Annotated in this window: 26 protein-coding genes; 15 read left to right on the top strand and 11 right to left on the bottom strand. The window is 63.7% G+C overall.

Annotated features, from left to right (window positions below):
* The first annotated feature begins 6 nt into the window (after positions 1 to 6).
* The 4 genes from C440_RS15715 (at position 7) to C440_RS15700 (ending at position 3,894) form a co-directional block, all read left to right on the top strand.
* Positions 7 to 426 (top strand): DUF5791 family protein, encoded by a 420-nt coding sequence (locus C440_RS15715; protein WP_008321641.1) that lies wholly within the window; start codon positions 7 to 9, stop codon positions 424 to 426.
* Complete coding sequence (locus tag C440_RS15710; protein WP_008321640.1) at positions 423 to 1,319, top strand: SDR family oxidoreductase; 897 nt, start codon at positions 423 to 425, stop codon at positions 1,317 to 1,319. Before C440_RS15715 ends, C440_RS15710 begins: the two co-directional genes overlap by 4 nt.
* A gap of 165 nt (positions 1,320 to 1,484) precedes the next feature.
* On the top strand, positions 1,485 to 2,669 hold the full coding sequence (locus tag C440_RS15705; RefSeq protein WP_008321639.1) for a DHH family phosphoesterase: 1,185 nt from the start codon (positions 1,485 to 1,487) through the stop codon (positions 2,667 to 2,669).
* Between the two features lie 133 nt (positions 2,670 to 2,802).
* A complete protein-coding gene (locus tag C440_RS15700; protein ID WP_008321638.1) occupies positions 2,803 to 3,894 on the top strand; it encodes an aldo/keto reductase in 1,092 nt (363 codons plus the stop codon).
* A 15-nt stretch (positions 3,895 to 3,909) separates the two neighbouring features.
* Here C440_RS15700 and C440_RS17870 read toward each other — a convergent pair whose 3' ends face one another.
* Positions 3,910 to 4,080, bottom strand: a complete 171-nt coding sequence (locus tag C440_RS17870) for an HVO_0758 family zinc finger protein (RefSeq protein WP_008321637.1) — start codon at positions 4,078 to 4,080, stop codon at positions 3,910 to 3,912.
* 135 nt (positions 4,081 to 4,215) lie between these two features.
* Here C440_RS17870 and C440_RS15695 point away from each other — a divergent pair, with 135 nt between their 5' ends.
* From C440_RS15695 to C440_RS15680, 4 genes are all read left to right on the top strand, one after another.
* Complete coding sequence (locus tag C440_RS15695; protein ID WP_008321636.1) at positions 4,216 to 5,376, top strand: MFS transporter; 1,161 nt, start codon at positions 4,216 to 4,218, stop codon at positions 5,374 to 5,376.
* 97 nt (positions 5,377 to 5,473) lie between these two features.
* Positions 5,474 to 6,580: a glycosyltransferase family protein gene (locus C440_RS15690; RefSeq protein WP_008321635.1), complete on the top strand. Its 1,107-nt coding sequence runs from the start codon at positions 5,474 to 5,476 to the stop codon at positions 6,578 to 6,580.
* Positions 6,577 to 7,113 (top strand): DUF7109 family protein, encoded by a 537-nt coding sequence (locus tag C440_RS15685; RefSeq protein WP_008321634.1) that lies wholly within the window; start codon positions 6,577 to 6,579, stop codon positions 7,111 to 7,113. Before C440_RS15690 ends, C440_RS15685 begins: the two co-directional genes overlap by 4 nt.
* 29 nt (positions 7,114 to 7,142) lie before the next feature.
* Positions 7,143 to 7,739 (top strand): NUDIX hydrolase, encoded by a 597-nt coding sequence (locus tag C440_RS15680; protein WP_008321633.1) that lies wholly within the window; start codon positions 7,143 to 7,145, stop codon positions 7,737 to 7,739.
* Between the two features lie 185 nt (positions 7,740 to 7,924).
* On the opposite strand, the gene C440_RS15675 is transcribed toward C440_RS15680, so the two are convergent.
* A complete protein-coding gene (locus C440_RS15675) occupies positions 7,925 to 8,455 on the bottom strand; it encodes a DoxX family protein (protein WP_049915916.1) in 531 nt (176 codons plus the stop codon).
* A 390-nt stretch (positions 8,456 to 8,845) separates the two neighbouring features.
* Here C440_RS15675 and C440_RS15670 point away from each other — a divergent pair, with 390 nt between their 5' ends.
* Entirely contained in the window at positions 8,846 to 9,628 is a 783-nt protein-coding gene (locus tag C440_RS15670; RefSeq protein WP_008321631.1) for a DUF7388 family protein, read from the top strand.
* Positions 9,629 to 9,930: 302 nt separating this feature from the next.
* The gene (locus tag C440_RS15665; protein WP_008321630.1) at positions 9,931 to 11,067 is read left to right on the top strand and encodes an NAD(P)/FAD-dependent oxidoreductase; all 1,137 of its coding nucleotides are present in this window, start codon (positions 9,931 to 9,933) and stop codon (positions 11,065 to 11,067) included.
* Positions 11,068 to 11,079: 12 nt separating this feature from the next.
* Here the strand turns inward: C440_RS15665 and C440_RS15660 are convergent, their stop codons facing one another.
* Both C440_RS15660 and C440_RS17865 read right to left on the bottom strand, forming a co-directional pair.
* On the bottom strand, positions 11,080 to 11,574 hold the full coding sequence (locus tag C440_RS15660) for an Hsp20/alpha crystallin family protein (RefSeq protein ID WP_008321629.1): 495 nt from the start codon (positions 11,572 to 11,574) through the stop codon (positions 11,080 to 11,082).
* Positions 11,571 to 11,729, bottom strand: a complete 159-nt coding sequence (locus tag C440_RS17865; RefSeq protein ID WP_008321628.1) for a DUF7559 family protein — start codon at positions 11,727 to 11,729, stop codon at positions 11,571 to 11,573. The genes C440_RS15660 and C440_RS17865 overlap by 4 nt, the downstream gene beginning before the upstream one ends.
* A 153-nt stretch (positions 11,730 to 11,882) precedes the next feature.
* On the opposite strand from C440_RS17865, the gene C440_RS15655 reads away from it, so the two are divergent.
* The gene (locus C440_RS15655) at positions 11,883 to 13,589 is read left to right on the top strand and encodes a radical SAM protein (RefSeq protein ID WP_008321627.1); all 1,707 of its coding nucleotides are present in this window, start codon (positions 11,883 to 11,885) and stop codon (positions 13,587 to 13,589) included.
* 114 nt (positions 13,590 to 13,703) lie between these two features.
* Here the strand turns inward: C440_RS15655 and C440_RS15650 are convergent, their stop codons facing one another.
* The 6 genes from C440_RS15650 to C440_RS17860 all read right to left on the bottom strand — a co-directional run bounded on the left by C440_RS15650 (position 13,704) and on the right by C440_RS17860 (position 17,705).
* A complete protein-coding gene (locus tag C440_RS15650; RefSeq protein WP_152417885.1) occupies positions 13,704 to 14,924 on the bottom strand; it encodes an MFS transporter in 1,221 nt (406 codons plus the stop codon).
* 142 nt (positions 14,925 to 15,066) lie between these two features.
* The gene (locus C440_RS15645; protein ID WP_008321625.1) at positions 15,067 to 15,471 is read right to left on the bottom strand and encodes a TRAM domain-containing protein; all 405 of its coding nucleotides are present in this window, start codon (positions 15,469 to 15,471) and stop codon (positions 15,067 to 15,069) included.
* A gap of 62 nt (positions 15,472 to 15,533) precedes the next feature.
* Positions 15,534 to 16,202 (bottom strand): YkgJ family cysteine cluster protein, encoded by a 669-nt coding sequence (locus C440_RS15640; RefSeq protein ID WP_008321624.1) that lies wholly within the window; start codon positions 16,200 to 16,202, stop codon positions 15,534 to 15,536.
* A 39-nt stretch (positions 16,203 to 16,241) separates the two neighbouring features.
* Positions 16,242 to 17,030, bottom strand: a complete 789-nt coding sequence (locus C440_RS15635) for an MBL fold metallo-hydrolase (protein WP_008321623.1) — start codon at positions 17,028 to 17,030, stop codon at positions 16,242 to 16,244.
* A gap of 119 nt (positions 17,031 to 17,149) precedes the next feature.
* Positions 17,150 to 17,422 carry a winged helix-turn-helix domain-containing protein gene (locus tag C440_RS15630; protein ID WP_049915913.1) on the bottom strand — a complete coding sequence of 91 codons (273 nt, stop codon included), beginning with the start codon at positions 17,420 to 17,422 and terminating at the stop codon, positions 17,150 to 17,152.
* Positions 17,423 to 17,543: 121 nt separating this feature from the next.
* The gene (locus C440_RS17860; protein ID WP_169317800.1) at positions 17,544 to 17,705 is read right to left on the bottom strand and encodes a hypothetical protein; all 162 of its coding nucleotides are present in this window, start codon (positions 17,703 to 17,705) and stop codon (positions 17,544 to 17,546) included.
* Positions 17,706 to 17,800: 95 nt separating this feature from the next.
* Between C440_RS17860 and C440_RS15625 the strand changes: the two genes are divergently transcribed.
* The gene (locus tag C440_RS15625) at positions 17,801 to 18,559 is read left to right on the top strand and encodes a class I SAM-dependent methyltransferase (RefSeq protein WP_049915912.1); all 759 of its coding nucleotides are present in this window, start codon (positions 17,801 to 17,803) and stop codon (positions 18,557 to 18,559) included.
* Between the two features lie 70 nt (positions 18,560 to 18,629).
* A complete protein-coding gene (locus C440_RS15620) occupies positions 18,630 to 19,532 on the top strand; it encodes a glycosyltransferase family 2 protein (protein WP_008321620.1) in 903 nt (300 codons plus the stop codon).
* Positions 19,533 to 19,610: 78 nt separating this feature from the next.
* On the opposite strand, the gene C440_RS15615 is transcribed toward C440_RS15620, so the two are convergent.
* Positions 19,611 to 20,435 carry an amidohydrolase family protein gene (locus C440_RS15615; protein WP_008321619.1) on the bottom strand — a complete coding sequence of 275 codons (825 nt, stop codon included), beginning with the start codon at positions 20,433 to 20,435 and terminating at the stop codon, positions 19,611 to 19,613.
* A 192-nt stretch (positions 20,436 to 20,627) separates the two neighbouring features.
* Here C440_RS15615 and C440_RS15610 point away from each other — a divergent pair, with 192 nt between their 5' ends.
* Together C440_RS15610 and C440_RS15605 are read left to right on the top strand one after the other, a co-directional pair.
* Positions 20,628 to 21,290, top strand: coding sequence for a helix-turn-helix domain-containing protein (locus C440_RS15610; RefSeq protein ID WP_008321618.1), 663 nt, complete (start codon positions 20,628 to 20,630; stop codon positions 21,288 to 21,290).
* Positions 21,291 to 21,332: 42 nt separating this feature from the next.
* Positions 21,333 to 21,614 (top strand): HalOD1 output domain-containing protein, encoded by a 282-nt coding sequence (locus tag C440_RS15605; RefSeq protein WP_008321617.1) that lies wholly within the window; start codon positions 21,333 to 21,335, stop codon positions 21,612 to 21,614.
* Positions 21,615 to 21,848 lie beyond the last annotated feature (234 nt).

Here is a 21,848-nt window from a genome sequence, read left to right as displayed (position 1 = left end):
GGGTGTATGTTGTACGACGCCGTAGCGCGACCCGGTACCGTGTCGCCCGACGAGCTTCGGGCCGCCTACGAGGACGAAATCTACAGCGCGGTCGATACCGCGGGGTCGGACGCCGCGGCCGCGGCCGCTGGCGTCTCCGAAGAAGTTCTTTCGAACGGCGTGTTGGAACTGACGCTCGAACAGGCCGCCTCGGTTCTCGCCCTCGAAGACGGGAATCCGGATGCCGACGCTATCGCGTGGGAGTTCCGCGACCACTTGCTGATGGGAATGACGAGCGGCATCCTCGACGTGGACACGCTCGCCGCGGAGGTTGACCTCGACCTCTCCGGACAGGAGATTCAACAAGCAATCGAGGGCCGAAGCGCGGCAACGCTCGACGAATTGGCCGCGATTCATCACGTCATCGCTGTCCGAAACGAGCAATGAGAGTCGCCATCCTCGGGTGCGGCTACGTCGGTCTCGAACTCGCCCGGCAACTCGTCGCCGACGACCACGAGGTTTGGGGCGTCCGACGGTCCGACAGCGGTCTCGTCGCCGTTTCAGAGACGGGCGCCGAAGCGGTCAGCGCCGACGTAACCGACCCGGACAGCCTCGCTTCGGTCCCGGACGTTGACCATCTCGTCTTCGCGGCGAGTTCTGGCGGCCGCGGCGCCGACGCCGCCCGGAAAATCTACGTCGATGGACTCCAAACCGCTCTCGACCACTTCGCCGCACGAGACTCGCCGCCGGAACGACTCGTCTACACGTCGAGTACGGGCGTCTACGGCGACCACGACGGAGCCTTCGTCGATGAATCGACACCGCTCGATCCGACGACCGACAAGACGCGCGTTCTCGCCGAAGCCGAGCGAATCGCCCGGGAATACGCGAGTTCCCACGGCATCGAGGGAACCGTCGCTCGATTCGCTGGTCTCTACGGTCCCGACCGCTATCGGCTCGGCCGCTATCTTGAGGGTCCGGTCACCGAGGGCTACCTCAACATGGTCCACCGCGACGACGCCGCGGGAGCCGTCAGATATCTCCTCGAAACCGACCGTGCCCGCAACGGCACGGTTCTCGTCGTCGATGACGAACCGGTCTCGAAACACGAGTTCGCTGATTGGCTCGCCGACGAGTGCGGCGTTCCGCGCCCCGAAAAGCACACGAAAGAAGATCGGCTGGCCGCGGACGACCTCTCGGAGGCGGCCCGGCGTCGAATCCTGACGAGCAAGCGGTGTTCGAACGAGTACCTTCGGACCCTCGGCTACGCGCTTTACTACCCGACGTACCGCGACGGTTACCGCGCCGCCATCGACGCGTATCGGGCCGCTAACGCCTAATTGGAACCCGGAGTAGAACGAGCCTCAGAGTCGGTATTGGTGCTGGAATTGGAAGCCAGCACTGGCGCGGGGGCGTTCTACTCGGGCCTCACGACCCGCATGCTGTCAACTGAAAACGGTCGATTAGGGGGAATATTCATACGATAGGGACCGGTCCTTTGGTGTATGTCTGACGCGGTGGGACAGTTCGATTCGGGTGCGACGGTCGAGTCGATCAGCTCGTTCGTCAGCTCGCACCCGCAGATTGCGGCGGCCGTCGTCGTCGGTCTCGTCGTCGTCGTGCTCGCGCTCTACGCCGCCGTCCGGTTCAAACGGACGCTTGGCGAGCGATTCGCCGAGGCACTCGAAGATGTCGAGGAAGTCGCAGTCCTCATGCATCCGAACCCGGACCCCGATGCGATGGCCGCGGCAATCGGGGTCGCCTGTCTCGCCGAACAGGTGGGCACAACACCGACGATTCAATTTGCAGGCCAAATACGACATCAAGAAAACCGCGCGTTCCGAACTGTTCTCGACCTCGACTTAGACCCAATCGACCACGTGAGCGACCTCGCCGCCGAGGCGGTCGTCCTCGTAGACCACAACACGCCGCGGGGGTTCGCTGGCGCGGAGGGCGTCCTCCCCTACGCGGTCGTAGACCACCACCCCGGCGACGGCACTGGCGAAGCGTTCACCGACGTTCGAACCGACTACGGCGCGTGTTCGAGCATTATTGCCGAGTACTTCCGCGACGTGGGCGCGAAGCCGGTGCCACCGGACATGCACGCGAGCGAAGTCAACTCGACGTACACCGTTCCGTCGCAGGTCGCAACGGGACTCGTCTACGGCATTCTCACCGACACCAAACACCTGACCGCCGGATGTTCGTCGGCCGACTTCGACGCCGCAGGCTACCTGTTCCCCGGCGTCAACGAAGACCATCTCGACCGCATCGCCAACCCGGAAGTCTCCCGTGAAGTGCTCGAAGCGAAGGCTCGCGCGATTGCCGGCCGCGACGTTCGCGGCCCGTTCGCCGTCGCCGACATCGGCACGCTCTCGAACGTCGATGCGATTCCACAGGCCGCCGACGAACTCATCCAACTCGAAGGTGTCACCGCGGCGGTCGTCTGCGGCGAACGCGAGGGCAACGTCTATCTCTCGGGTCGCTCCCGCGACGACCGGGTCCACATGGGTCGGACGCTCGAAGCCGCCTTGGAGAACTACCGCGGGTCGAGCGCCGGCGGCCACGCCCGCATGGGCGGCGGCCAAATCATCCGCCCCGACGCCGTCACCGACGGCGGCAACGGGGACACCGTCGCCCGCGACGAACTCACCGAACGCGTGTTCGAAGCGCTGTCCGGGGATATTTGAGGGCTATCCGGCAATACCTGCGGTACTGTTCAACGATACCTGCGGCGCTTTGGTGGACTGTCTCGTTTGCCGACACCGTTTTTCTTCGGCATCGACCGGTGAGCCTTAACAGCCGGCAGTCGTAGGGCCGCCCATGGCTACAGGACGGGGCACGTGGGCCTACCGCGACCGGTTCGGCGACAGTTTCGGCCGCACGTTCTTTCGACGCTTCGGACCCGGCGTCGTTTCGAGTATCGGCATCGGAACGTATCTCGGCGAGCCGACAGACGACGTTGACGACCGCTACCGCGAGTCGCTCGTACTCGCGCTCGAAAACGGAATCAACCTCATCGACACCGCCTCGAACTACCGCCACGGCCGGTCCGAGCGCGTCGTCGGCGAGGCGGTCCGCGAGGCCGACACCGACCGTGACGCTGTCGCCGTCGCCTCGAAAGCCGGATTCGTTCCCTTCGACCGAACCCGCCCGGACAACCCCGGACAGTACATTCGAGAGACCGTTCTCGACGCGGGACTCGCCGAACCGGACGAACTCGCCCACGGCAGTCACACTATCGCCCCGAACTTCATCGACGAGATGGTGGACCGCTCGCTCGATTTGACCGGGTTGGACCACATCGACTGTTACTACCTCCACAACCCCGAAACCCAGTTGGCCGTCGCCGACCGCGAGACGGTCTACGACCGTATCGAAGCCGCATTCGAAGTGCTCGAACGACGGGTCGCGGCCGACGATATCGGACGATACGGCGTCGCCACGTGGGAGGCGTTTCGCGTCGCTCCCGACCACGACGCGTATCTCTCGCTTCCCGAAGTCGTCCGCCGGGCGGCGCGCGCGGCCGACACCGTCGGCAACGACGAATCCGGACTCGAAGCCGTCCAACTCCCGTTCAACGTCGTGATGGCGGACGCGTTCACCGTCGATGCGCACGAAACCGAGGGGGGCGACGCGACGAGCGCGCTCTGGTTCGCCCACGAACACGACCTACACGTGTTTACGAGCGCGAGCATCGCACAGGGCGACCTCGCGGAGGGGATTCCGGAAGCGGTCGATTCGGCGCTCACCGGCGACACGCCGGCACAGCGCGCACTCAACTTCTCGCGGAGCGCTCCCGGCGTAACCGCGGCGCTCGTCGGTGCGTCGTCGCCAGAACACGTCGCGGAGAACATCGCTGCCGGGACGTTCGACCCGCTTGGGGCGCGGGTATTCGACTCCGTTTTCGAGTGAGCGCCGTCGATTCGACTATCGAAGCTCTTTCCACTCGCGTCCGCACTTCGGACAGGTTCGGACGGAGAACACCTCGTCTGGGTCGTTTTTCTTTTTCAGTGATTTCCCGCATTCCGAACACGTCAGGCGTTCGTACGTATCTTTCTCCAACTCCCCGTCACGAAGTCCCTTCCGCGTTGTCTTCATAAACCACCGTTTGTGTAACGAACATAAAAACCCGCCGCCGATGCGGCAACCGCCTCCCGGTTCGAAAGGGTTGTCACCCCACGGTACGCGCTTCTGTGCGTGTCACGCGGTCGCCTCTTTGGGTCCCTCTGCGGGATGGTGTTACTCGTCAATCTGGCGCGGGTCGTGTTCGCGCCCCTTCTCGGAGAGTTCATTCTGTTTTTCGACGTGAACCGAGCCACCGTCGGCATCGTTGCGACGCTCGTGTGGCTCGGAAGCGCCAGTCTCCGCGTCCCGACGGGGTGGCTTCTCACTCGCGTGCCGCGCCATCGAGTCGTTCTCGGAACCGGTCTGGTGCTCGTCGTCGCCTCCGCGGTGACCGCCAGCGCGACGACAATCGAGATGCTGATGGTCGGTGCCGCCTCGATGGGTCTCGCTTCGGGCGCGTACTTCGTCGCCGCGAACCCGCTCGTGAGCGAACTCTACCCCGAGCGCGTCGGCCGCGCCATGGGCATCCACGGTACCGCGAGCCAACTCGCGGCGGTCGGCGTCGCCCCCTTCGTCACGGTCGTCCTCGCGGTCGGTCCCGACGTGACGGCCCGTGTCGGGTTCGTTTCGGCGTCGTGGCAACTCGTCTTCGTTTGTGTCGGCGTCGCGGCCGCAGTTGCGACGCTCGCGCTCTACATCACGGCTCGCACTGCTGACCTCCCGGACGCCGGTGCCGCCGACCGCGACCTCCTCGGCGCGGTCCGCAAGGAGTGGCGCGTCATCCTTACCGGCGTCGTCATCCTCGGGTTTACCGGGTTCGTCTGGCAAGGGCTGTTCAACTTCTACGAACTCTATATGGAGACGAAGGGACTCCCGGCGGCGACGGCTCGAAACATGCTCACCGTCGTCTTCGGTGCCGGTGTCCCAGCCTTCTTCCTCTCTGGCCGTCTCGCCGATAGACTCCCGCGAGTGCCGTACATCCTCGGCGTCCTCGTCGCCTTCGTCGTCTCCGTGGTCGCCCTCACGCAGACGACGGGTCTCCTTCCGCTCGTCACTGTCACGGCCGTCGTCGGCTACGTCATCCACAGCCTCTTTCCGGCGCTTGACGCCTACCTGCTCGACACGCTTCCAGACGAGAGTCGCGGGAGCGCCTACTCGGTCTACTCGTTCGGGATGATGGTCTTTCAGGCGAGCGGGTCGGGCGCGGTCGGCTTCCTAACCGACGTCGGCTACTCGTTCGACGACGTGTTCGTCGGCTTCGCGCTCGGTCTCGCGGTCGTCGTTACCGGGCTCGTGTTCCTCCAGCGGGCCGGGCGGATTCCGAACTGACCGCCGCCGCGGGCGTCTCTCTTTCCCGCCGACGGGACTCCGGCAGGTCCCTCGACTCTCGCCGCACTTTTGCTCACCCGGTCCTACCACCGACACGATGGAGTACGTACAAGAGCGGGTCACGACGCTCCACGACCTCTCGGGCGCGGTCCCGAACGCACCGACCGACCGCGCCGCCGTGGTCGTCCCGATGACCGAGCGAGAGTACGCCGGTCTCGCCGCCGACCGCGTTCTCTCGACGCTTGAGTCGATTTCGCCAGCACGGGTCGTCGTCCCACTCAGAGCGCCCGCCGACCGGGTCGGTCCCTTCGCGGACTGGTTAGACGAGTTCGACCTGCCGCTCGACGTGCTGTGGTGCAACGGTCCGCGGGTTGCCGAACTGCTCGACGAACACGGTATCAACGGCGAGCGCGGGAAGGGCCGCGACGTGTGGCTCGCACTCGGCTGTGCCGCCCGCGAGGACTACGTCGTCGTCCACGACGCCGACACCAAGACGTACGACGAACGGTACGTTCCGAGACTGCTCTTTCCGCTCGCCCGCGGTCACGACTTCTCGAAGGGGTACTACGCCCGCGTCGAGGACAGAAAACTCTACGGCCGACTGTTTCGTCTCTTCTACACTCCGCTCGTTCGCGCGCTCGGAGACGAGACCGGCGCCCCCATCGTCAGCTACCTCGACTCGTTCCGGTACGCCCTCGCCGGCGAGTTCGCAATGACCGCCGACCTCGCGCTGAAGATTCGAGCGCCGCGAACGTGGGGGCTCGAAGTGGGGACGCTCGGCAACGCGTTCGAACACGCCGGATTCGAACGGAGCGCGCAGGTTGACCTCGGCGAGTACGAACACGACCACCGGTCCGTAAGCGGTCCGACCGGACTCTCGGATATGAGCGAATCAGTCGGGCGGACGCTCCTCAGGACCGTCGTCGAGAACGGCGGAAACGTCGAGTTCGAGACGCTCGCCGACCGCTACCGCGATGCGGGCGCTCGTCTCGTCGAACAGTACGCCGCCGATGCGGCGTTCAACGACTTCGACTACGACCGCGACGACGAGCGCGAACAGGTCGAGACGTACGCGAAGGCCATCTTGAAGCCCGACGAAGACACGCGACTCCCGGCGTGGGAAGACGCGCCGCTGTCGCCCACGGACGTACTGGCGGCCGCCCGTGCCGACCTCGAAGCGGTACGGGAGGGGACCACGAGATGACCGAAGCGACCTACGACGACCTCGCGGGCGTGGTTGACCTCTTCGGAGCGCTCACCCGCGAGGAACTCGAAACCGCGCTGGACGAACTGGCGTTCAAACAGGGCCGCGAGACGGATACGGGTGCGCTCTCGGGCGCGATTTCGGATGCGATAGACGCGTACTATCTTGTTTCCTACGAGGTGGCCGAGGCGGAAGCGGATGCGGCCGACGGACCTGCGGCGGCCGCAGAGTCCGACGTGCCGGCCGAACTCTTGACGGTCGGCCCGGTTGCGTTCCCGACGCTCCCGCCGAAAGCGGAAGACCTGCCGCATATTCTCGACTACCCGACGCGCGACGTTCCACGGGACGAACTCGCCTCGCAGGTCGAATCGCGCCTCCGAGCGGCGGCCGCGAGAGCGGTACAGTCGGGCGACGTAGACGAAATCGCTCGACTGCTCGATGTCACCTACGACCTCGAAGCGTGGGCCGACACCGACGTCGAGTCGGTTCGACAGCGGCTCGACGCGGCGTTGGACGAAGAGGGGCAGGCCTAAGTCGAATCATCTCTTTAGGAACCGTGAAGATGGACCTCGCGGGCGTCTCCCGATACGAACCGGTGACCGTCGATGCGGGACGCCGGGCGGCCGTCATCGCCCCTGTCGTCTACCGCGACGAGCGACCGCACATTCTCTTCACGAAGCGGGCCGACCACCTCGGCGAGCACCCCGGGCAGATGAGTTTTCCCGGCGGCGGACGCGAACCGAGTGACGCGAACCTGCGAGCGACTGCCTTGCGAGAGTCCAACGAAGAAATCGGCCTTCGACCCGACGAGGCCGGGTTCCACGGGCGTCTCGACGATATACTCACCGTGACGGAGTACGCCGTCACGCCGTTCGTCGCAACGGTCCCCGACCGAGTGTACGAACCCGACCACCGAGAGGTCGCCGAGATTGCGGTCCTGCCGGTCGATGACCTGACCGACCGCTCGAACTACGAGTCGGAGCGCCGCGACCACCCGCAGTACGGCGATATTCGCCTTCACTTCTTCCACGTCGATGGCTACACCGTGTGGGGCGCGACCGGGCGCATGCTGGTTCAACTCCTCGAACTCACCACCGACTGGGTCGCTCCGGCGGAGGTTGACCGCGTGGTTGACCCCGACGCCGACTATCCGGTGTAGTTCGGTAGGTCCCACTAACCAGTGTAGTTCGGTAGTCACGTAGTCAGGTAGTGCCGTATTCTGCCCTCAGATAGCGTCGTGTTAAGCCATCTAAGCGCCGTCAGAAACAGTGTCTTCCTCAGACGGGTCGAGAAAAAGAATCGCGTCGTGCCCGACGACATCCCCCCTGACCGCTCCCGGCCGGATTAGCCGAGGAGGTACTTCAGCGCGGGGCGCTGGCGGACGAACTCCATCTTTTCGATGATGGCATCGAGACCGTAGATGCGACCCGCGGCCAAGGTACCGACGATGGCGAACATCAGGAGTCCAAACAGGTCGCCGTTGACGATGCCGTGGCTCCAGTCGGCGTTCCCGAGGTAGAAGAACACCATCAGGACGCCGCCGAAGAAGGCGGCGAGCCGGGTGAGTGCGCCGACGATGAGACCGAGACCGATGAGGAACTCACCGGCTGGAATCATGAAGTTCGCAAACTCCACCATCCACGGCGTCTGGCCCGCCCACAGGAGGAAGCCGTGAATCGGCGAGCCACCGGTCGCGTTGACGAGCCAGCCACTCGCGTCGAACGCTTCGGGTCCGACGAGTTTGGTCCATCCCGCGTGGAGGAACCAGTAACCCGTGATGAGCCGAGTGAGCACGAGCACGTAGCCCGTCATGCCCTGCGAGTAGTCGAAATTCATGCGGTTCCCCAGCATCTTAATTTGTCCGGTTGCGGTCATCGTAATCTCACCTTACAACTGAACCAACGCCCGCTGACTCCATATATCGGGGTCGTCGTTTTCGAATCCAGAGAATTGGGAACGACCGAAAACAACCCACAGAGCGCGTTACGGTCGGCTTTCGATAACTAATTTGATTCCGTAATTTCGTACACAGACAGTCCGGTGTTCTGCGGCTCTATCCCGTCGAAATCGAGCACGACTGGTCGTGCCACGCCGATTTATGTCGAAGAGATGTAACCCTCGGAGTAGCATATAAAGGGTCGCACGGTGTGTCAGCATCGCCGTCACCGACAGGGTTTTGGTCTCGTCCGCGCTATCCGCTGTCACATGGTCGCACAGACGATGGATCGCGTTCCGCGACGGTACTGAAATTTTTGTGGTGATAGCATGCTGACCGCCGAGCGTGCGGTCTCGAACGCCGGATTGGACGCCGTAGCACTCAAACCCGCCGAGTGCGACGTGCATCGGGCGCTGGACGTTCCCTTAGACATCGTGGCCATCGACTACGAAGGCCGCGAGGAGATGCCCGACAGCGACGTTCTCGACGCGCTCGCGGCCGAAAAAGAGGTCAGGCTAACGACGCCGGTCAGAGCCGACGGGTTCGACCCGCTCGGCGACGACTCACTGTACGACTGGCTCCCGGCCGGTGTTCGGCAAGTGCTCGTCGCCGGTCACCCCGCCTACCTCACCGACGACGAAACGCGTCGGGCGGTCGCGCCTCGACTCCGGGCCGCACGAGAGCGCGCGCCCGACTCGTGGGTCGGCACCGAAGGAATCGAGCGAATCGCGCTCGCGGCGGGCGGCACGCAGTACGAACTACTCTCCCGGACGACCCGGCGGGACGTTCGCGCGCTTAGGGCCGCCGGATTCGACGGCGAACTCGCGCTGTACGCGCCGACCGTTCTGACCGACGACGAAGACGAGATTCTCGACGCCGTCGGCGCGTACGTTTCTCGGCGACGACCCGTCTCTCGGGCGCTTCCCGACGATTCGCCAACCGATTCGTCCGCCGAGGGCCGCGCACGCGACGTGCTTCTGAAAGCCGCCCGCGACTACGCACTCATCGGGTCGGTCGCCGACGTTCGCAACCGCGTGGACGACCTCCGTGAGGTCGGTGTCAATCTCGTCGCCGGCTACCCCGCCCGCGGTGTCGCCGAGTTCACCGAGTAACTGCGAGCGCTTCGCTCCCAGTCGATTTTTCACGCTCAGTTCCTGCTTCCGTATCGCGCCCCGAGCACTGCGGCCGACCAGTCCGAGTACCGGAGGTGTTTTATGACGGCGGTGGGGAAGACAAGTGACGGCACGGTTGGGTGGCTCCTTTCGACCCACGTGGTTTCCACGCGGGTTACTGCCGGCCGACCTACTCCGTCTCTCTAATACGCTGAGCAACTGCGATGTGCGCTGACTCGGTCCGTCTTTCACCCGATTGGAGAGCAACTGCCATTCAAGTTCGTCGCCGACGCAGTGCGAGCATGGACACACCGGAGCGGGTCGCCGTCGTCGGCGCGGGCGCGGTCGGCGTGACGACCGCCTTCGACCTCGCCTCGCGCGGGACGCACGTCACCCTATTCGAGCGCGACGAACCCGGGTCGGGGATGACGGGCCGCGCCGCGGGCATCTGCTACGACGCCTACGCTGAAGACATCGACGTGGCGGTCGCAGACCGGGCGATGACGCGATTCAGGTCGCTTTCGGGCGACGGCGACTTCGTGTTTCACGAGACGCCCTACGTGTTTCTCGCACGCGAAGGCGACGACGCGGCGGCGACCGCGCTCACGGAGTCGGTCGAACGGATGCGAATCCACGACCGGGCTGTTTCTCTTGTCTCCGACGACGAACTGACCGAGTTTCCCATCCGAACCGACGACGTTGCGCTCGCGGGCGTTGCCGAGAACGCTGGGTGGGCCGACCCGTCAGCCTACGTGGGCCTGTTCGTCGAACAGTGTGCGTCCGCGGGCGTCGAGTTCCGCACCGGAACCGAAGTTGCGGTCCGGCACGACCCGCCGACCGTCGTCACAACCGGCGGTGAGACGACCGAATTCGACGCGGTGGTCGTCGCCGCCGGCGTCTCCTCGCGGCGTCTCCTCGCCGACGACGGGGTTCCAATCGCGCTCAAGCCGTACCGCGTACAGGCGCTCGTCGGCGACTGCGACTACCGCGGTCCAATCGTCTACGACGCGACCGACGAATCGTATCTCCGACCGCACCCCACGGGCGTCCTCGCGGGCGACGGCGTCGAAGTGGTCGAAGCCGACGCGAGCAGTTGGGACGCGACCGCAGACGACTGGTTCGTCGGCGACTCGCTCGAAACCGTCCACCACCGAACCGAAACCGCTCCTGAACTTCGGCGGGCGTGGGCCGGACTCTGCGGCGCGACACCCGACAGAAACCCGCTCGTCGGCGACGTTGCGGACGGCGTTTACGTCGCTACCGGCTGGCACGGCCACGGATTCATGTGGGCACCGGCTATCGGTGACCTGCTCGCACAGGACGTCCTCGGCGAGGGAGACGGGTCGATTCCGACGGCGTTCGACCCGTGCCGATTCGACGGCGACGAATCGTTTTCCGTGGTCGATGGGCTGACGCTCGACGAGGACGAAAATAGCTAACCGCGCGACTGCTCAGGCGTCTTGGTCGTCCACGTCGCCGAAGTCGTCTTCGGACGCCGGGTCGGACGGGGCGGGACCGCCTTCGTGTTCGTCGTCTTTCTGTTCTGTGACGGCGATGTCGCTCGCGCGTCCGTCTTTAGGGATTCGAACTTCGAGCGTCCCGTTTTTGTTGACCGTCGCGGTTCCATCCGCGGCTTCGACCGCCGCGTCTGACGGGAGCGTGGCGCGTCCGGAGAGCGTGAGTCCACGGCCGGGGAAGCGCATCTCGAAGCCTTCGTGGAAGTCGCGGAAGCGGTCGATTCGGATCTCGACCTCACCGTCGAGGAATCGGACCTGTACGTCTTCGGCGCGGGCACCGGGTGCGTCGAAGACGACGAGATAGGCGTCCTCGGATTCGAGGAGGTCGTACGCGAGCGGCTTTCGTTCTTGTATCTGGCTGACGCCGCGGCCGACCCGTTCGAGGACGGCGTTGGCGGCTGACTCGCCGAATCTTCGGAGGTCGCTCATAGTTGAATCTCCTCTAGGAACCGCGCGTGTTCACAGTACGGACAGGAGAAGTCCGCCACCGTCACGTCGTCGGGCATGTCGTAGGTGTAGTGCAGCTCGAACATATCGAGCTCGCAGTCCTCGTTGGTGCACTTGACTTCGAGGGTCGCGGGCATGTCAATTCGTTGCGCTCCCACGCTCATAAACGCGCGGGAGTCGGTAGCCGGTGATTCGCTCGCACGCGTCGCCGTCGGTGCTGTCTGCTTCGGAGCGACCAGCGAGCGACTTCGACCGGTTGGGTTTTCAGCGTCGAACGCGAACCGCCTCCGATGACAGACCCCGCCGACCTCACCGTGACTATCGTCGATGGATACGTCGACGAACCGGCGCACTTCGGCGTGCCGCCGTACATCTCGACGTATCCCAGATTCACCGCGGGTGCGGTGGTTGACGCGGGCGTCCCCGAGTCCAACGTCGTCTACCACACCATCGACGAACTCCGCGAGGACCGACAGAAGTGGCGTGATGTGGCCGACGCGGACCTCATGATTTACATCGGCGGCATGACCGTCCCCGGAAAGTACGTGGGTGGCACACCCGCCGAACCCGACGAGGTCCGCGAACTCGCGTGGGTCGCCGAGGGAACGGCGCTCATGGGCGGGCCGATTCGCTTCGGCGTCGGCGACGAAAACGCCGGCGGGCAGGACATGGAGCGCAAGGACCTCGACTACGACTTCGTCGCCAAAGGCGACATCGAGGCGGCCGCCTTCGACCTCGTCGAGTCCGGTCTCGAAGGCTTCGGCAACCGGATGCGCGACAACGAGGAACTCGACCGCTGGGCCGCAAAGGGTGCGTTCGTCGTCGAACAGCACCCCAACCATCCGGAGTACCTCATCTGCGAGATGGAGACCTCTCGGGGCTGTGCGTACCGGTGTTCGTTCTGTACCGAACCACTGTACGGGAATCCCGCGTTCCGCACCGCCGACTCAGTCGTAAAAGAGGTCGAGAACCTCTACAACCGTGGTGCGCGGCACTTCAGGCTCGGACGGCAAGCGGACATCCTCGCGTTCGGCGGCGACGGCGAAGCCCCGAATCCAGACGCGCTCCGCCGACTCTACGGCGGTATCCGCGAGGTCGCGCCCGACCTCGGCACGCTCCACCTCGACAACGTGAACCCGATTACCATCGTCGGGTGGCCCGAGAAGTCCCGCGAGGCGCTTCGCATCATCGCCGAACACAACACGGCGGGTGACACCGCGGCGTTCGGTCTCGAATCGGCCGACCCCCTCGTACAGGAGGAAAACAACCTCAACGTCTCCGCAGACGAGTGTTTCGAGGCGGTCAAAATCGTCAACGAGGTGGCCGGCTGGCGACCCGGTGACGACCCGACAGACGCGCCGACCCACGGTCCCGACGCCGCGAACCGCCTACCAAAGCTACTGCCCGGAATCAACCTCCTCCACGGCCTGAAGGGTGAACGCGAGGAGACGTTCGAGCACAACAAACGGTTTCTCCAGCGCGTCTACGACGAGGGCCTGATGGTCCGCCGTATCAACATCCGGCAGGTCATGGCCTTCGACGGAACGGACATGTCGGACACCGGCGCGGACATCGCCCGCGACCACAAGCAACTGTTCAAACAGTACAAACAGGAGGTCCGCGAGGAGATCGACCGCCCGATGCTCCGCCGGGTCGCACCGCCGGGAACCGTCCTCCCCAACGTCCACTTGGAGTACCACCAAGACGGCCGGACCTTCGGTCGCCAACTCGGAACCTACCCGCTTTTGGTCGGGATTCCGGGCGAGCGTGAACTCGGGAAAAACATCGATATCGCCGTCGTTGACCACGGTTATCGCTCCGTCACCGGCGTTCCGTACCCGCTCGATTTCAACGACGCGTCGATGGACGAACTGACGGCTATCCCCGGTATCGGCCGGTCCACCGCGGGCGATATCGTCGTCAATCGCCCCTATGCGGACGCGGGCGAAGTCGGCAACGTCGGCGTCGATGCCGACATCTCGAAGTACGTTCAGTGAGCTTCTGAACGCTTCTCAATCCATTCTTTACTTGCAATCGTGCTCTCTCGTTCACTCGTAACTGTGGTGCGTCGTTCACTTGCACGAACGGTCTGTTCCGCGTCGAACAGGTCGTCAGTCCGTGCTGGTGGTTCGTGTCGTGGTGGCCGTCACTGACCCGTCTCGTTCCCGAACTGGTGACGTTGCAATCCAGAGAACCGCCGCGGCACCGGCGACGGCCAGTCCTGCCCACGGGAGGAACGCGACCGGCCCGAGCGAATCCGCGATTGCCCCGCCGACGAGATTTGCGGTCCCACTCGCCGTCGAGAGTACCATCGATGCGCCCGAGAGGACGGTCGCCCGCCCGACGTCGCCGAGTCGGTCGTTGAGATACTGGTTGCGGAGCGGCGCGATGACGACGCGGGTGCTCCGGTAACACACGAGCATCGGAACGAGAAACACCGGGCTGAGCGCGATGCTCGCGTAGACGATACCGAAGACGGGGGCGAGTAGCGCGAACGTCCCGCGGATACCGAGTCGCGCTTCGAGTACGCCGACGGTCGAGGCGGCACCGGCCGAGACCAGTTTGAACCCGGCGTACAGCACGCCCAACCCGACGACCGAGACCCCGAGGCTGTCGAGTGCGGGTTGTTCGAACGTTCGGGTCATCCCGAAGAGACCGTTGAACAGTGCGGCGTAGGCGACGAGCCATCGAACCGCCGGTCGTTTCGCTTGGACGCGAAGCATGTGAACCGCCTCGCGGACGGTGAAAACGGAGTCGTCCGAGTCAGTTGCACCGTCGCCGACCGCTGGAAGCGTGTACAGCATCGGAATCCCGAACGCGGCGAGTGCGGCGTTGACCACGAAGGGAAGCGCGGCGTCGATGCTGTAGAGATACCCGCCCGCGATTGCGGTCGCCGCGGACGTTATCAACAACCCTGTCTTGCCGCGCCCCTCGATGCGGGCGTACTCCGACTCGTCGAAATACTGCTTGAGTAGTTCGTAGAGCCACGCGTTTTGCGTTCCCGACCTGAACGCCCAGCCGAACGCCCAGACGACTTTCACGACGAGGTAGGCGACCGGCGACGTAGCGAGAACGAGACCGACCATGGCCGACGCCCGGAGACCGTTGCCGACCGCGAGACTCGCCCGCCGACCGATTCTATCACCGAGATACCCCGACGGAATCTCCGCGATAACCATCCCGAAGAGAAACGCCGCCTGCGCCGCGCCGATGAACGCCAACCCGAAGCCCTCGTGACGAAGATACAGGATGCTGACAGGAAGGTAGAATCCGGTTGCACCCGTCACCCGGTAGGCGTAGTAGCGCCAGATAACCGACCGTGCGGTTGTCATCATGTGAATATTCGACAGGGGTTAAAAAGATTGTTCCCAGTAATCCAATTTTGTAAATTATTTGATGAGAGAGTGCGCAGAAGAACGGTCGAAACGGAGAAATCGACGAAAGAGACGCGTCGATTTCGAAAGAAGCGTCGCGTTAGAAGTCGTCTTCGACGACTTCGCCGACGGCGAAGTTGGACTTGACTTCGGTGATTTCGACTTTGACGCGCTCACCGACGTCGGTTCCGGGGACGATAATGACGTAGCCACGCTCGACGCGGGCGATACCGTCTCCTTGCTTGCCGATGTCCTCGATTTCGACGTAGCGAAGCTCTCCGGCTTCGACCGGGGGTTGTGGTTCGGCGGATGGAGTCGCTCCGCCGTTCGATTCAGACGCTACCGTCTCGTCCGTCTCGCGGGAGATGAGCGCGACGCGATACGTTTCACCGGCGTCAATGGCACCGGTCTCGACTTCGCGGCGAGGGATTTCGACGACGTATCGGTCGTCCTCAGTGCGAACGTCAGCATTGAACAGACACAGGAGTTTATCTGAAATTTCCACCGTAAGACCTCCAATATGTGGTCAGGCCGGAGTGTTAAAGATGTACCGCCGTCAGTGACATTTTACTCCGAAATCGGCGTCCCGTCGGGGCGTTTCGCACCCTCTGAATCGTGGACGACTACAGTTCCCGAATCCGCTTCGACCGGCTCGTAGGCGTCGGTGACAGCGCGCGCTTCTTCTAACTCACGAACCGCTCGTTCCTTGAGTGCCCGTGCGAGTTCTGTTGCGTCCTCCCGCGAGATATCTCGGCCGAGGCCCTCGCACTCGTGTGCGCGGACGATTCCCTCCGAATCGACGGCCTCGCCCATCGGCTGTGTCGTCCCGCCGAGTTCGACGCTGAACGGGTACGTCTCACAGATGAGTGGTCGGTCCTCGTGGACCTGACAGGCACCCTGTCCGCCGTCGTCTTCCTCGTAGAACCGACAGTCGCCGCAGGAACCTGCCTGAAGCGCCCACTCGAACGTCTCGCCTTCGAGACCGTCGTCGCCTTCGGCGAGACCGTAGGGCATCGGTCTGGCGACGTCCCGCCACTCGTACTCGGTCGCTTCCTGCAGGTTTCGCACCTCGTCGGGAAAGACCGTCGCGGTGTGCGGTTCGGGTCCGTCGTCTGTCTCGTAGCCCTTACAACAGGCCCCACACCGCGTGCATTCGAAGCCGATGGACTCGATGGCGTCGGCCAGTTCCGACACGTCGAGGTCGCGGGCGCGGTCGAGTTCGGCTTCGATGTTCATACTCGTGGTGCGGGCGCGAGCGGCAAGAGCGACGCGGTTCTACACCGCGACGACGCGTTCGGTTTCGGGGTCCCAACAGACCCGCCGCTCGGCGGCGAGTTTCTCGATATGTGCGACGACTGTGGCGCGGGCGAGGTCGTAGACGCCCGTGATATCCTTGTCGTACGCGGCGTCGGCCACGGCGTCAGGCGTCTCGTTGCCCGCGCGTATGGCGTCGAGGACGCTCGCCTCGCGGTCGTTTCGGTGTGCGACGAGCCTGGCGAGCGTCGCCCGCGAGTCCGTTATCTCGGGACCGTGACCGGGAAGCAGGCGATTCGGATTTCGAGCGTGAAGCCGCCTGAGCGCGACGAGATACGCCCGCATGTCTCCGTCGGGTGCGCCGACGACTACGCTTCCCTCAGCGACTGCGAGGTCCCCGCAGATGCAGTCGTCGCCGACGACGAAACTCGCGTGGTCGCGGGCGTGCCCCGGCGTATCGAGGACTTCGACGCCCGACCCGACTGGGATGGTCGTCCCCTCGACGAAGGTCCTGTCAGGCGAGACGCCGGTCGCGTCGGCGAAGACACGTTCGCGGCCGCGACGACACCAGACGGTCGCACCCGTCTCGCGGGCGTAGTCGGCGACTGCGCCGACGTGGTCGCGGTGCGTGTGCGTGACGGCGATGTGTGCAACGCCGGATTCGACCAGTGCGTCGAGTTCGGCGGTTCGAGCGGCGGGGTCGATGAGGAGACCGCCGTCTCGTCGAGCAGCAACTGAGACGAGATACGCGTTCGTCGCGCCGGTCGGCGCGCGGGTCGAGACGGGAACCGAGACGCGCGTGACGTGCATACCGACGGCTACGCTCGCTACTGGTTTATCGGGTTCGGCAGAAGTGGTGGCTTGGTCTGCGGGGTACGCCCCCGCGGGCGATTGGTCGTCGGCGCGTTCATCTCGGCGCTTCCGCGCGGTTAGGTGTTGAGGAAGTACACCTGCTTGCGCGCGTCCTTGAAGGAGTACCGCGAGCCGACGAGGTCGGACTCTTCGAGACGGTTGAGCGCGTAGCGGACGGTGCGGTCCGGCAACAGCGACTCCTCGGCGAGTTGCCCCTGCGAAAGCGGTGCATCGCTTTCGAGAACTTTTGCGACGAGCTTCGCACTCGGGGGGAGTTCGCGGAGGCGCTCACGGAACTCGGCTTCCGAGAGCAAGTTTTCAGTATCTGGCTCTGCAGTAGTGGTGCTCATACCCATGACAGTCGGTTACTATGTGTTAAGAGTTAGCCTGAAGTGTGACAAAACAATCCAGACACCTTATATACATATAAATACACTCGCGTGGCACGAAGACCGCCCGACTGCACGCCGTTCATTCCGACTCTTGCATCGTATCGACGGCGGGTTGGCTGGAGCGATATCGCCCCATCGGCGCGTGACAGTCGGGGCAGTGGACGATGAGCCACTCCTCGACAACGTGGCGCGTCAGCTCGCTCGCCTCGTACTCTGACCCACAATTTTGACACGTTGGCATATGACACGCTTGGCGCTCGGGCGAGGAAAACGTATCCCCCTCCCGCACGGCGTATCCAGTACCGTTTTACCGTCCCCCCTGCGAGTATGCGTAGCGTGAAAGGAAAGGAGTGGTACCAGGCCGACGAGGTCGCCCAGGAGTACGACTCGAAGCGGTTCTCCAAGGGCGGTCGGCTCATCGACCGGCGAGAGAAAGAGGCTGTCCTCGCGGCGCTCGGTCCCGTTGAGGACAAGAATATCCTCGAAATCGCCTGCGGAACCGGTCGATTCACCGTGATGCTCGCTCAGGAGGGAGCGAACGTCGTTGGACTGGACATCTCACGGGCGATGATGGTACAAGGGCGGGAGAAGGCTCGTAGCGCAGGCGTTGCCGACCGTATCGAGTTCCTTCGCGGCGACGCGGCACGACTTCCCTTCCCCGACAACCACTTCGACGCGGTGTTCGCAATGCGGTTTTTCCACCTTGCGGACACCCCGGCGAAGTTCTTAGCTGAGATGGCACGCGTTTCGAAAGAGCAGGTCTTTTTCGATACGTTCAACGACAAGAGCTTCCGGGTCACCTACAACTGGCTCCTCCCGATGGGGTCCCGACTCTACTCGAACGACGGCGTCAATCGTCTGCTCGCCGACGCAGGTCTCGCACTCGCGGACGCGAAACACGACTTCGTCATCCCGTTCGGTTTCTACCGGAAGATTCCGAACGGAATCGCACAGCCCTTCCGCTCGCTCGACCTTGCGGTCGGCGGAACGCCGCTCGGCGACGATTTCGCTTCGGTGTCGTATTGGAACGCACGCGTTACCACCGACACCGACGAGTCATCTCGTGCGGCGACTCGGGCGAGCGACGCCGAGTGAAGCCGTCTCACGGGTGATTTTCTCAGGGTCCTCGATTCATATTTAAGTGCATCCATCGCAAGTGTCCCGTATGGACCTCTCGGTAGTGCTCCCGACCCTCAACGGTCGGGACCAGCTCGCAACCAGCCTCGACGCGCTGGCCGAGCACGTCCCCGACGCCGAAATCATCGTCGTCAACGGTCCGTCAGCCGATGGGACGACCGGGATGGTACGCGAACGAGCCGACGTTGACGCCCTCATCGAACTCTCCGACCGAAACCTCAACGTCGCTCGCAACGCCGGTATCGAGGTTGCGAGCGGCGACGTAGTCGCCCTTCTCAGATACGACCTCTCTGTCGAACCGTCGTGGCTGTCGGCGCTCGAAGACGAAATCGAGTCGGCGGATGTCGTCACCGGTCCGCTCCATCAGACGCTCCGAAACGGGATGACGACCGAATCGCTCGAACAGAACTCGGTTTCGGGGCGCGACGTGACCTACTTCAACGGGAGCAACGTTGCCTTCCGACGCGACGTGCTCGATTCGCTCGACGGGTTCGACGAGTACCTCGAAACCGGCGGTGCCCGCGACGCCGCACACCGACTCGCGGGCTTCGGCCGAACTGTCGCGTGGGCACCGGAGATGTGTGTCCGACGCGAGTTCGAAGCCGACGGCGGTATCTCGGAGCGCGACTGGGGCTGGAAGTATCGAGCCTTGACGTACCGGCTCGTAAAGAACTACGGCGTCAGACCGGGGACGGTCAAACGAACGGCGAAACACGCTATCGCCGACGGGTTCGACGCCGCACTCGGCGTCGTCAAAGGCGACGTGACGCCCTCCGGCTGGGTCGGAACCGGCCGCGACGTTATTCTCGGTATTGCGACCGGCACATCGGACGGGATGGTCGCCCGCGCCCGAGACCGGTCTCGGGCGCGCAACCCACACGGTTGTTCCAAGCGTGCAGACCGCGCAGTCGCTCGATACGACTGGCGTTGAGTATTCGCCGAACGGTCCGGTAACCGGCCTTCTGCGCGCTACAACGCGTCTTTGAGTAGCTACAACGCGTCTTTTGCGCTACTGTTCTCCGGGCGCGAGCGCCGAGATGACGCGCGTCGCATTCTTCGAGAACGCTTTCGCCAGCGCGTCCTCGGACACGTCGAGCGTCAGTATCTCCATGACGCCCACGTTCGGGTGGGTCTCCGGAGCACCACTGCCGAACAGGACGCGGTCTGGATGTTCGAGAAGTGCCCGTTCCAGGACGCTCCGGTAGCGGACGAAACTCGTGTCGAGATAGAGGTTGTCGTGGTCGTCGAGCAGGTCGATAGACTCGTGCATCAGCTCTCGGTCGAGCGGGAAGCCGCCGAAACTCGACAGCACAACCGGGAACCGGCCCATGAGCGTCTCGGCGACGGCGCTCGGCTCGAACGACTGACCGCTGTGGACGAACACCGGCAGTCCCACGTTCTCCAGCATGTCGAGTGTCTCCTCGTCGGGGAGTCCATCGACCGCCGGCGCGAGACAAAAGCCGTGAAACCGGTCGTCGTAGGCGTACTGTTCGATGTCGTCCGGGTCGGCGTGGTGGTCACCCCGCGACGTGGTGAGATTTCGAAGGCGAGCGGACGCGCTCGCGCTCGGGTCACGTGGGCCGTTGATGCGGGCGAACGCGAGAAACGGCCGGTCAACGCTCATCCGCGCAACCGCGTTGTTCGGCCGCAGATAACTCTGCTCGACGGGCTGTGCCCCCGGCGAGACGACCGCGCGCACGACGCCCGCTTGGTGTAGTTCGCGTTCTAACCGTTCCGGGCTAATGTCTCGACCGCGGGCCGCAACCGACTGTTCGTCGGGGTCGAGACGAGCGTTCACATCGACAACCCTGAACCCGTGTTCCAACTCCAGCATTGTGGTGTCTCTCAGTAGTGTCCATCAAATAGGTTGTAGACTCGTTCGCCGTTTTGAAACAAATTTTATACAAATATTGTATATAAAATAATATGTTTGGAAACATTTCAAATCCAAACGTTCATTTCTTCAAGAGCGTCCGGCCGGACCCTGAGACGCATTCTTTTGTCCCTTCCGTCCCAACATATTTCCGTGTGCCTCATCGTCGAGGTCGTCACGCCGCTGTCTGGGTTCCCACTCGGTCGCGTCGTCGAACAGTACGACATCGAAATCGAGCTAGAGCGATCGATTTCTACGTCTGCGTCCGTCGCGTCTTTTCTTTGGGTCCGCGGGCCAGACGCCCGAACGTTCGAAACAGCGGCTGATTCCGTACCGTCCATCGACGACCTCCGGCTTATCGAGGCAGTCCCCGACGGCGTTCTCTACGCGGTCGAGTGGGTGTTCGACCGGAGTCCCCTCTTTGCGGGGTTGGTGGACCCCCGCATCGTCCTACTGGAATGTCTCGCAACCGCTGATTCGTGGTGGCTTCGGCTTCGCGTGCCGTCTCACGGCGCGCTGACTGACCTCAGAAGCGACTGGACGGACCGTGGTCTCGAAACCGAGTTCGCCCGAATCTCATCGCTCGGAAGCGCCGAGACACCGGCGAGCGAGCAGTTGACGAGCCACCAACGCGAGGCGTTGCTTCTCGCGCTCGAACGAGGGTATTTTGACGAGCACCGGCGGACGTCGTTAGACGAACTCGGCGACGAACTCGACATCTCGCGGCAGGCTGTCGCGGCCCGGTTGCGCCGGGCGTATCGAACCCTCGCAGAGCGCGTCCGCGACGAGTCGTCCTATAATGAACGGATTACATAGTCAACCCACACCCATAGATAGTACACTGCCGTTGCGAACTGTATGGACGACCAGCTCGACACGGGTGCCGGGTCCGTAGTCACCACCTCTGTCGATCGATACGAAGAGGTTGCTGTCGCGGTCACGTCGGCCGTTGCGACGGCTACTGAACACAGCCCACTCGACCTGCCGCCACTGGCAGACGTGGGCGTGAACCCCGAGGCACTCGATTCACTTTTCAGCCCCTCCGGTGACAAGTCTCACAGTCTCAGATTTCACTATGCAGGGTATCTCGTCTCGCTTTTCGGCGACGGCACACTCGCAGTTGACCACATAGACGAGTAGCACCGTCTCGGAGCAGTTCCCTCGCGCACGAACAGTCGCAACACCACCTAGACGGATGCTACTACTCACAGACGAATGCCGTCGGCCCGCAGTCCGACCCCACAACCGACGGACTCTGCGATACCGAACCGTGTCGACGAGCGCCGCGACGAGAACCACGCTAATTGCCTCATTATTGTTGGGGATACAATAACTTCTAATTTTCCATTTATTGCTACTCTCTGTCGCTCTGTC

Origin of the sequence: Haloferax mucosum ATCC BAA-1512, from assembly GCF_000337815.1 — an archaeon.
GTDB classification, from domain to species: domain Archaea; phylum Halobacteriota; class Halobacteria; order Halobacteriales; family Haloferacaceae; genus Haloferax; species Haloferax mucosum.
The sequence above is the reverse complement of the archived record's forward strand: the minus strand, read 5'-3'. Positions and strand labels throughout refer to the sequence as shown.

Bases quoted from the DNA above. Each gene is read 5' to 3' on its own strand.
- C440_RS15705 (WP_008321639.1), top strand. From the start codon at position 1,485: ATGTCTGACGCGGTGGGACAGTTCGATTCGGGTGCGACGGTCGAGTCG.
- C440_RS15670 (WP_008321631.1), top strand. From the start codon at position 8,846: ATGCTGACCGCCGAGCGTGCGGTCTCGAACGCCGGATTGGACGCCGTA.
- C440_RS17870 (WP_008321637.1), bottom strand. From the start codon at position 4,080: ATGAAGACAACGCGGAAGGGACTTCGTGACGGGGAGTTGGAGAAAGAT.
- C440_RS15665 (WP_008321630.1), top strand. From the start codon at position 9,931: ATGGACACACCGGAGCGGGTCGCCGTCGTCGGCGCGGGCGCGGTCGGC.
- C440_RS15620 (WP_008321620.1), top strand. From the start codon at position 18,630: ATGGACCTCTCGGTAGTGCTCCCGACCCTCAACGGTCGGGACCAGCTC.
- C440_RS15685 (WP_008321634.1), top strand. From the start codon at position 6,577: ATGACCGAAGCGACCTACGACGACCTCGCGGGCGTGGTTGACCTCTTC.
- C440_RS15700 (WP_008321638.1), top strand. From the start codon at position 2,803: ATGGCTACAGGACGGGGCACGTGGGCCTACCGCGACCGGTTCGGCGAC.
- C440_RS15630 (WP_049915913.1), bottom strand. From the start codon at position 17,422: ATGAGCACCACTACTGCAGAGCCAGATACTGAAAACTTGCTCTCGGAA.
- C440_RS17865 (WP_008321628.1), bottom strand. From the start codon at position 11,729: ATGCCCGCGACCCTCGAAGTCAAGTGCACCAACGAGGACTGCGAGCTC.
- C440_RS15635 (WP_008321623.1), bottom strand. From the start codon at position 17,030: ATGCACGTCACGCGCGTCTCGGTTCCCGTCTCGACCCGCGCGCCGACC.
- C440_RS17860 (WP_169317800.1), bottom strand. From the start codon at position 17,705: ATGCCAACGTGTCAAAATTGTGGGTCAGAGTACGAGGCGAGCGAGCTG.
- C440_RS15680 (WP_008321633.1), top strand. From the start codon at position 7,143: ATGGACCTCGCGGGCGTCTCCCGATACGAACCGGTGACCGTCGATGCG.
- C440_RS15710 (WP_008321640.1), top strand. From the start codon at position 423: ATGAGAGTCGCCATCCTCGGGTGCGGCTACGTCGGTCTCGAACTCGCC.
- C440_RS15655 (WP_008321627.1), top strand. From the start codon at position 11,883: ATGACAGACCCCGCCGACCTCACCGTGACTATCGTCGATGGATACGTC.
- C440_RS15640 (WP_008321624.1), bottom strand. From the start codon at position 16,202: ATGAACATCGAAGCCGAACTCGACCGCGCCCGCGACCTCGACGTGTCG.
- C440_RS15675 (WP_049915916.1), bottom strand. From the start codon at position 8,455: ATGACCGCAACCGGACAAATTAAGATGCTGGGGAACCGCATGAATTTC.
- C440_RS15660 (WP_008321629.1), bottom strand. From the start codon at position 11,574: ATGAGCGACCTCCGAAGATTCGGCGAGTCAGCCGCCAACGCCGTCCTC.
- C440_RS15695 (WP_008321636.1), top strand. From the start codon at position 4,216: ATGGTGTTACTCGTCAATCTGGCGCGGGTCGTGTTCGCGCCCCTTCTC.
- C440_RS15715 (WP_008321641.1), top strand. From the start codon at position 7: ATGTTGTACGACGCCGTAGCGCGACCCGGTACCGTGTCGCCCGACGAG.
- C440_RS15690 (WP_008321635.1), top strand. From the start codon at position 5,474: ATGGAGTACGTACAAGAGCGGGTCACGACGCTCCACGACCTCTCGGGC.
- C440_RS15615 (WP_008321619.1), bottom strand. From the start codon at position 20,435: ATGCTGGAGTTGGAACACGGGTTCAGGGTTGTCGATGTGAACGCTCGT.
- C440_RS15650 (WP_152417885.1), bottom strand. From the start codon at position 14,924: ATGACAACCGCACGGTCGGTTATCTGGCGCTACTACGCCTACCGGGTG.
- C440_RS15605 (WP_008321617.1), top strand. From the start codon at position 21,333: ATGGACGACCAGCTCGACACGGGTGCCGGGTCCGTAGTCACCACCTCT.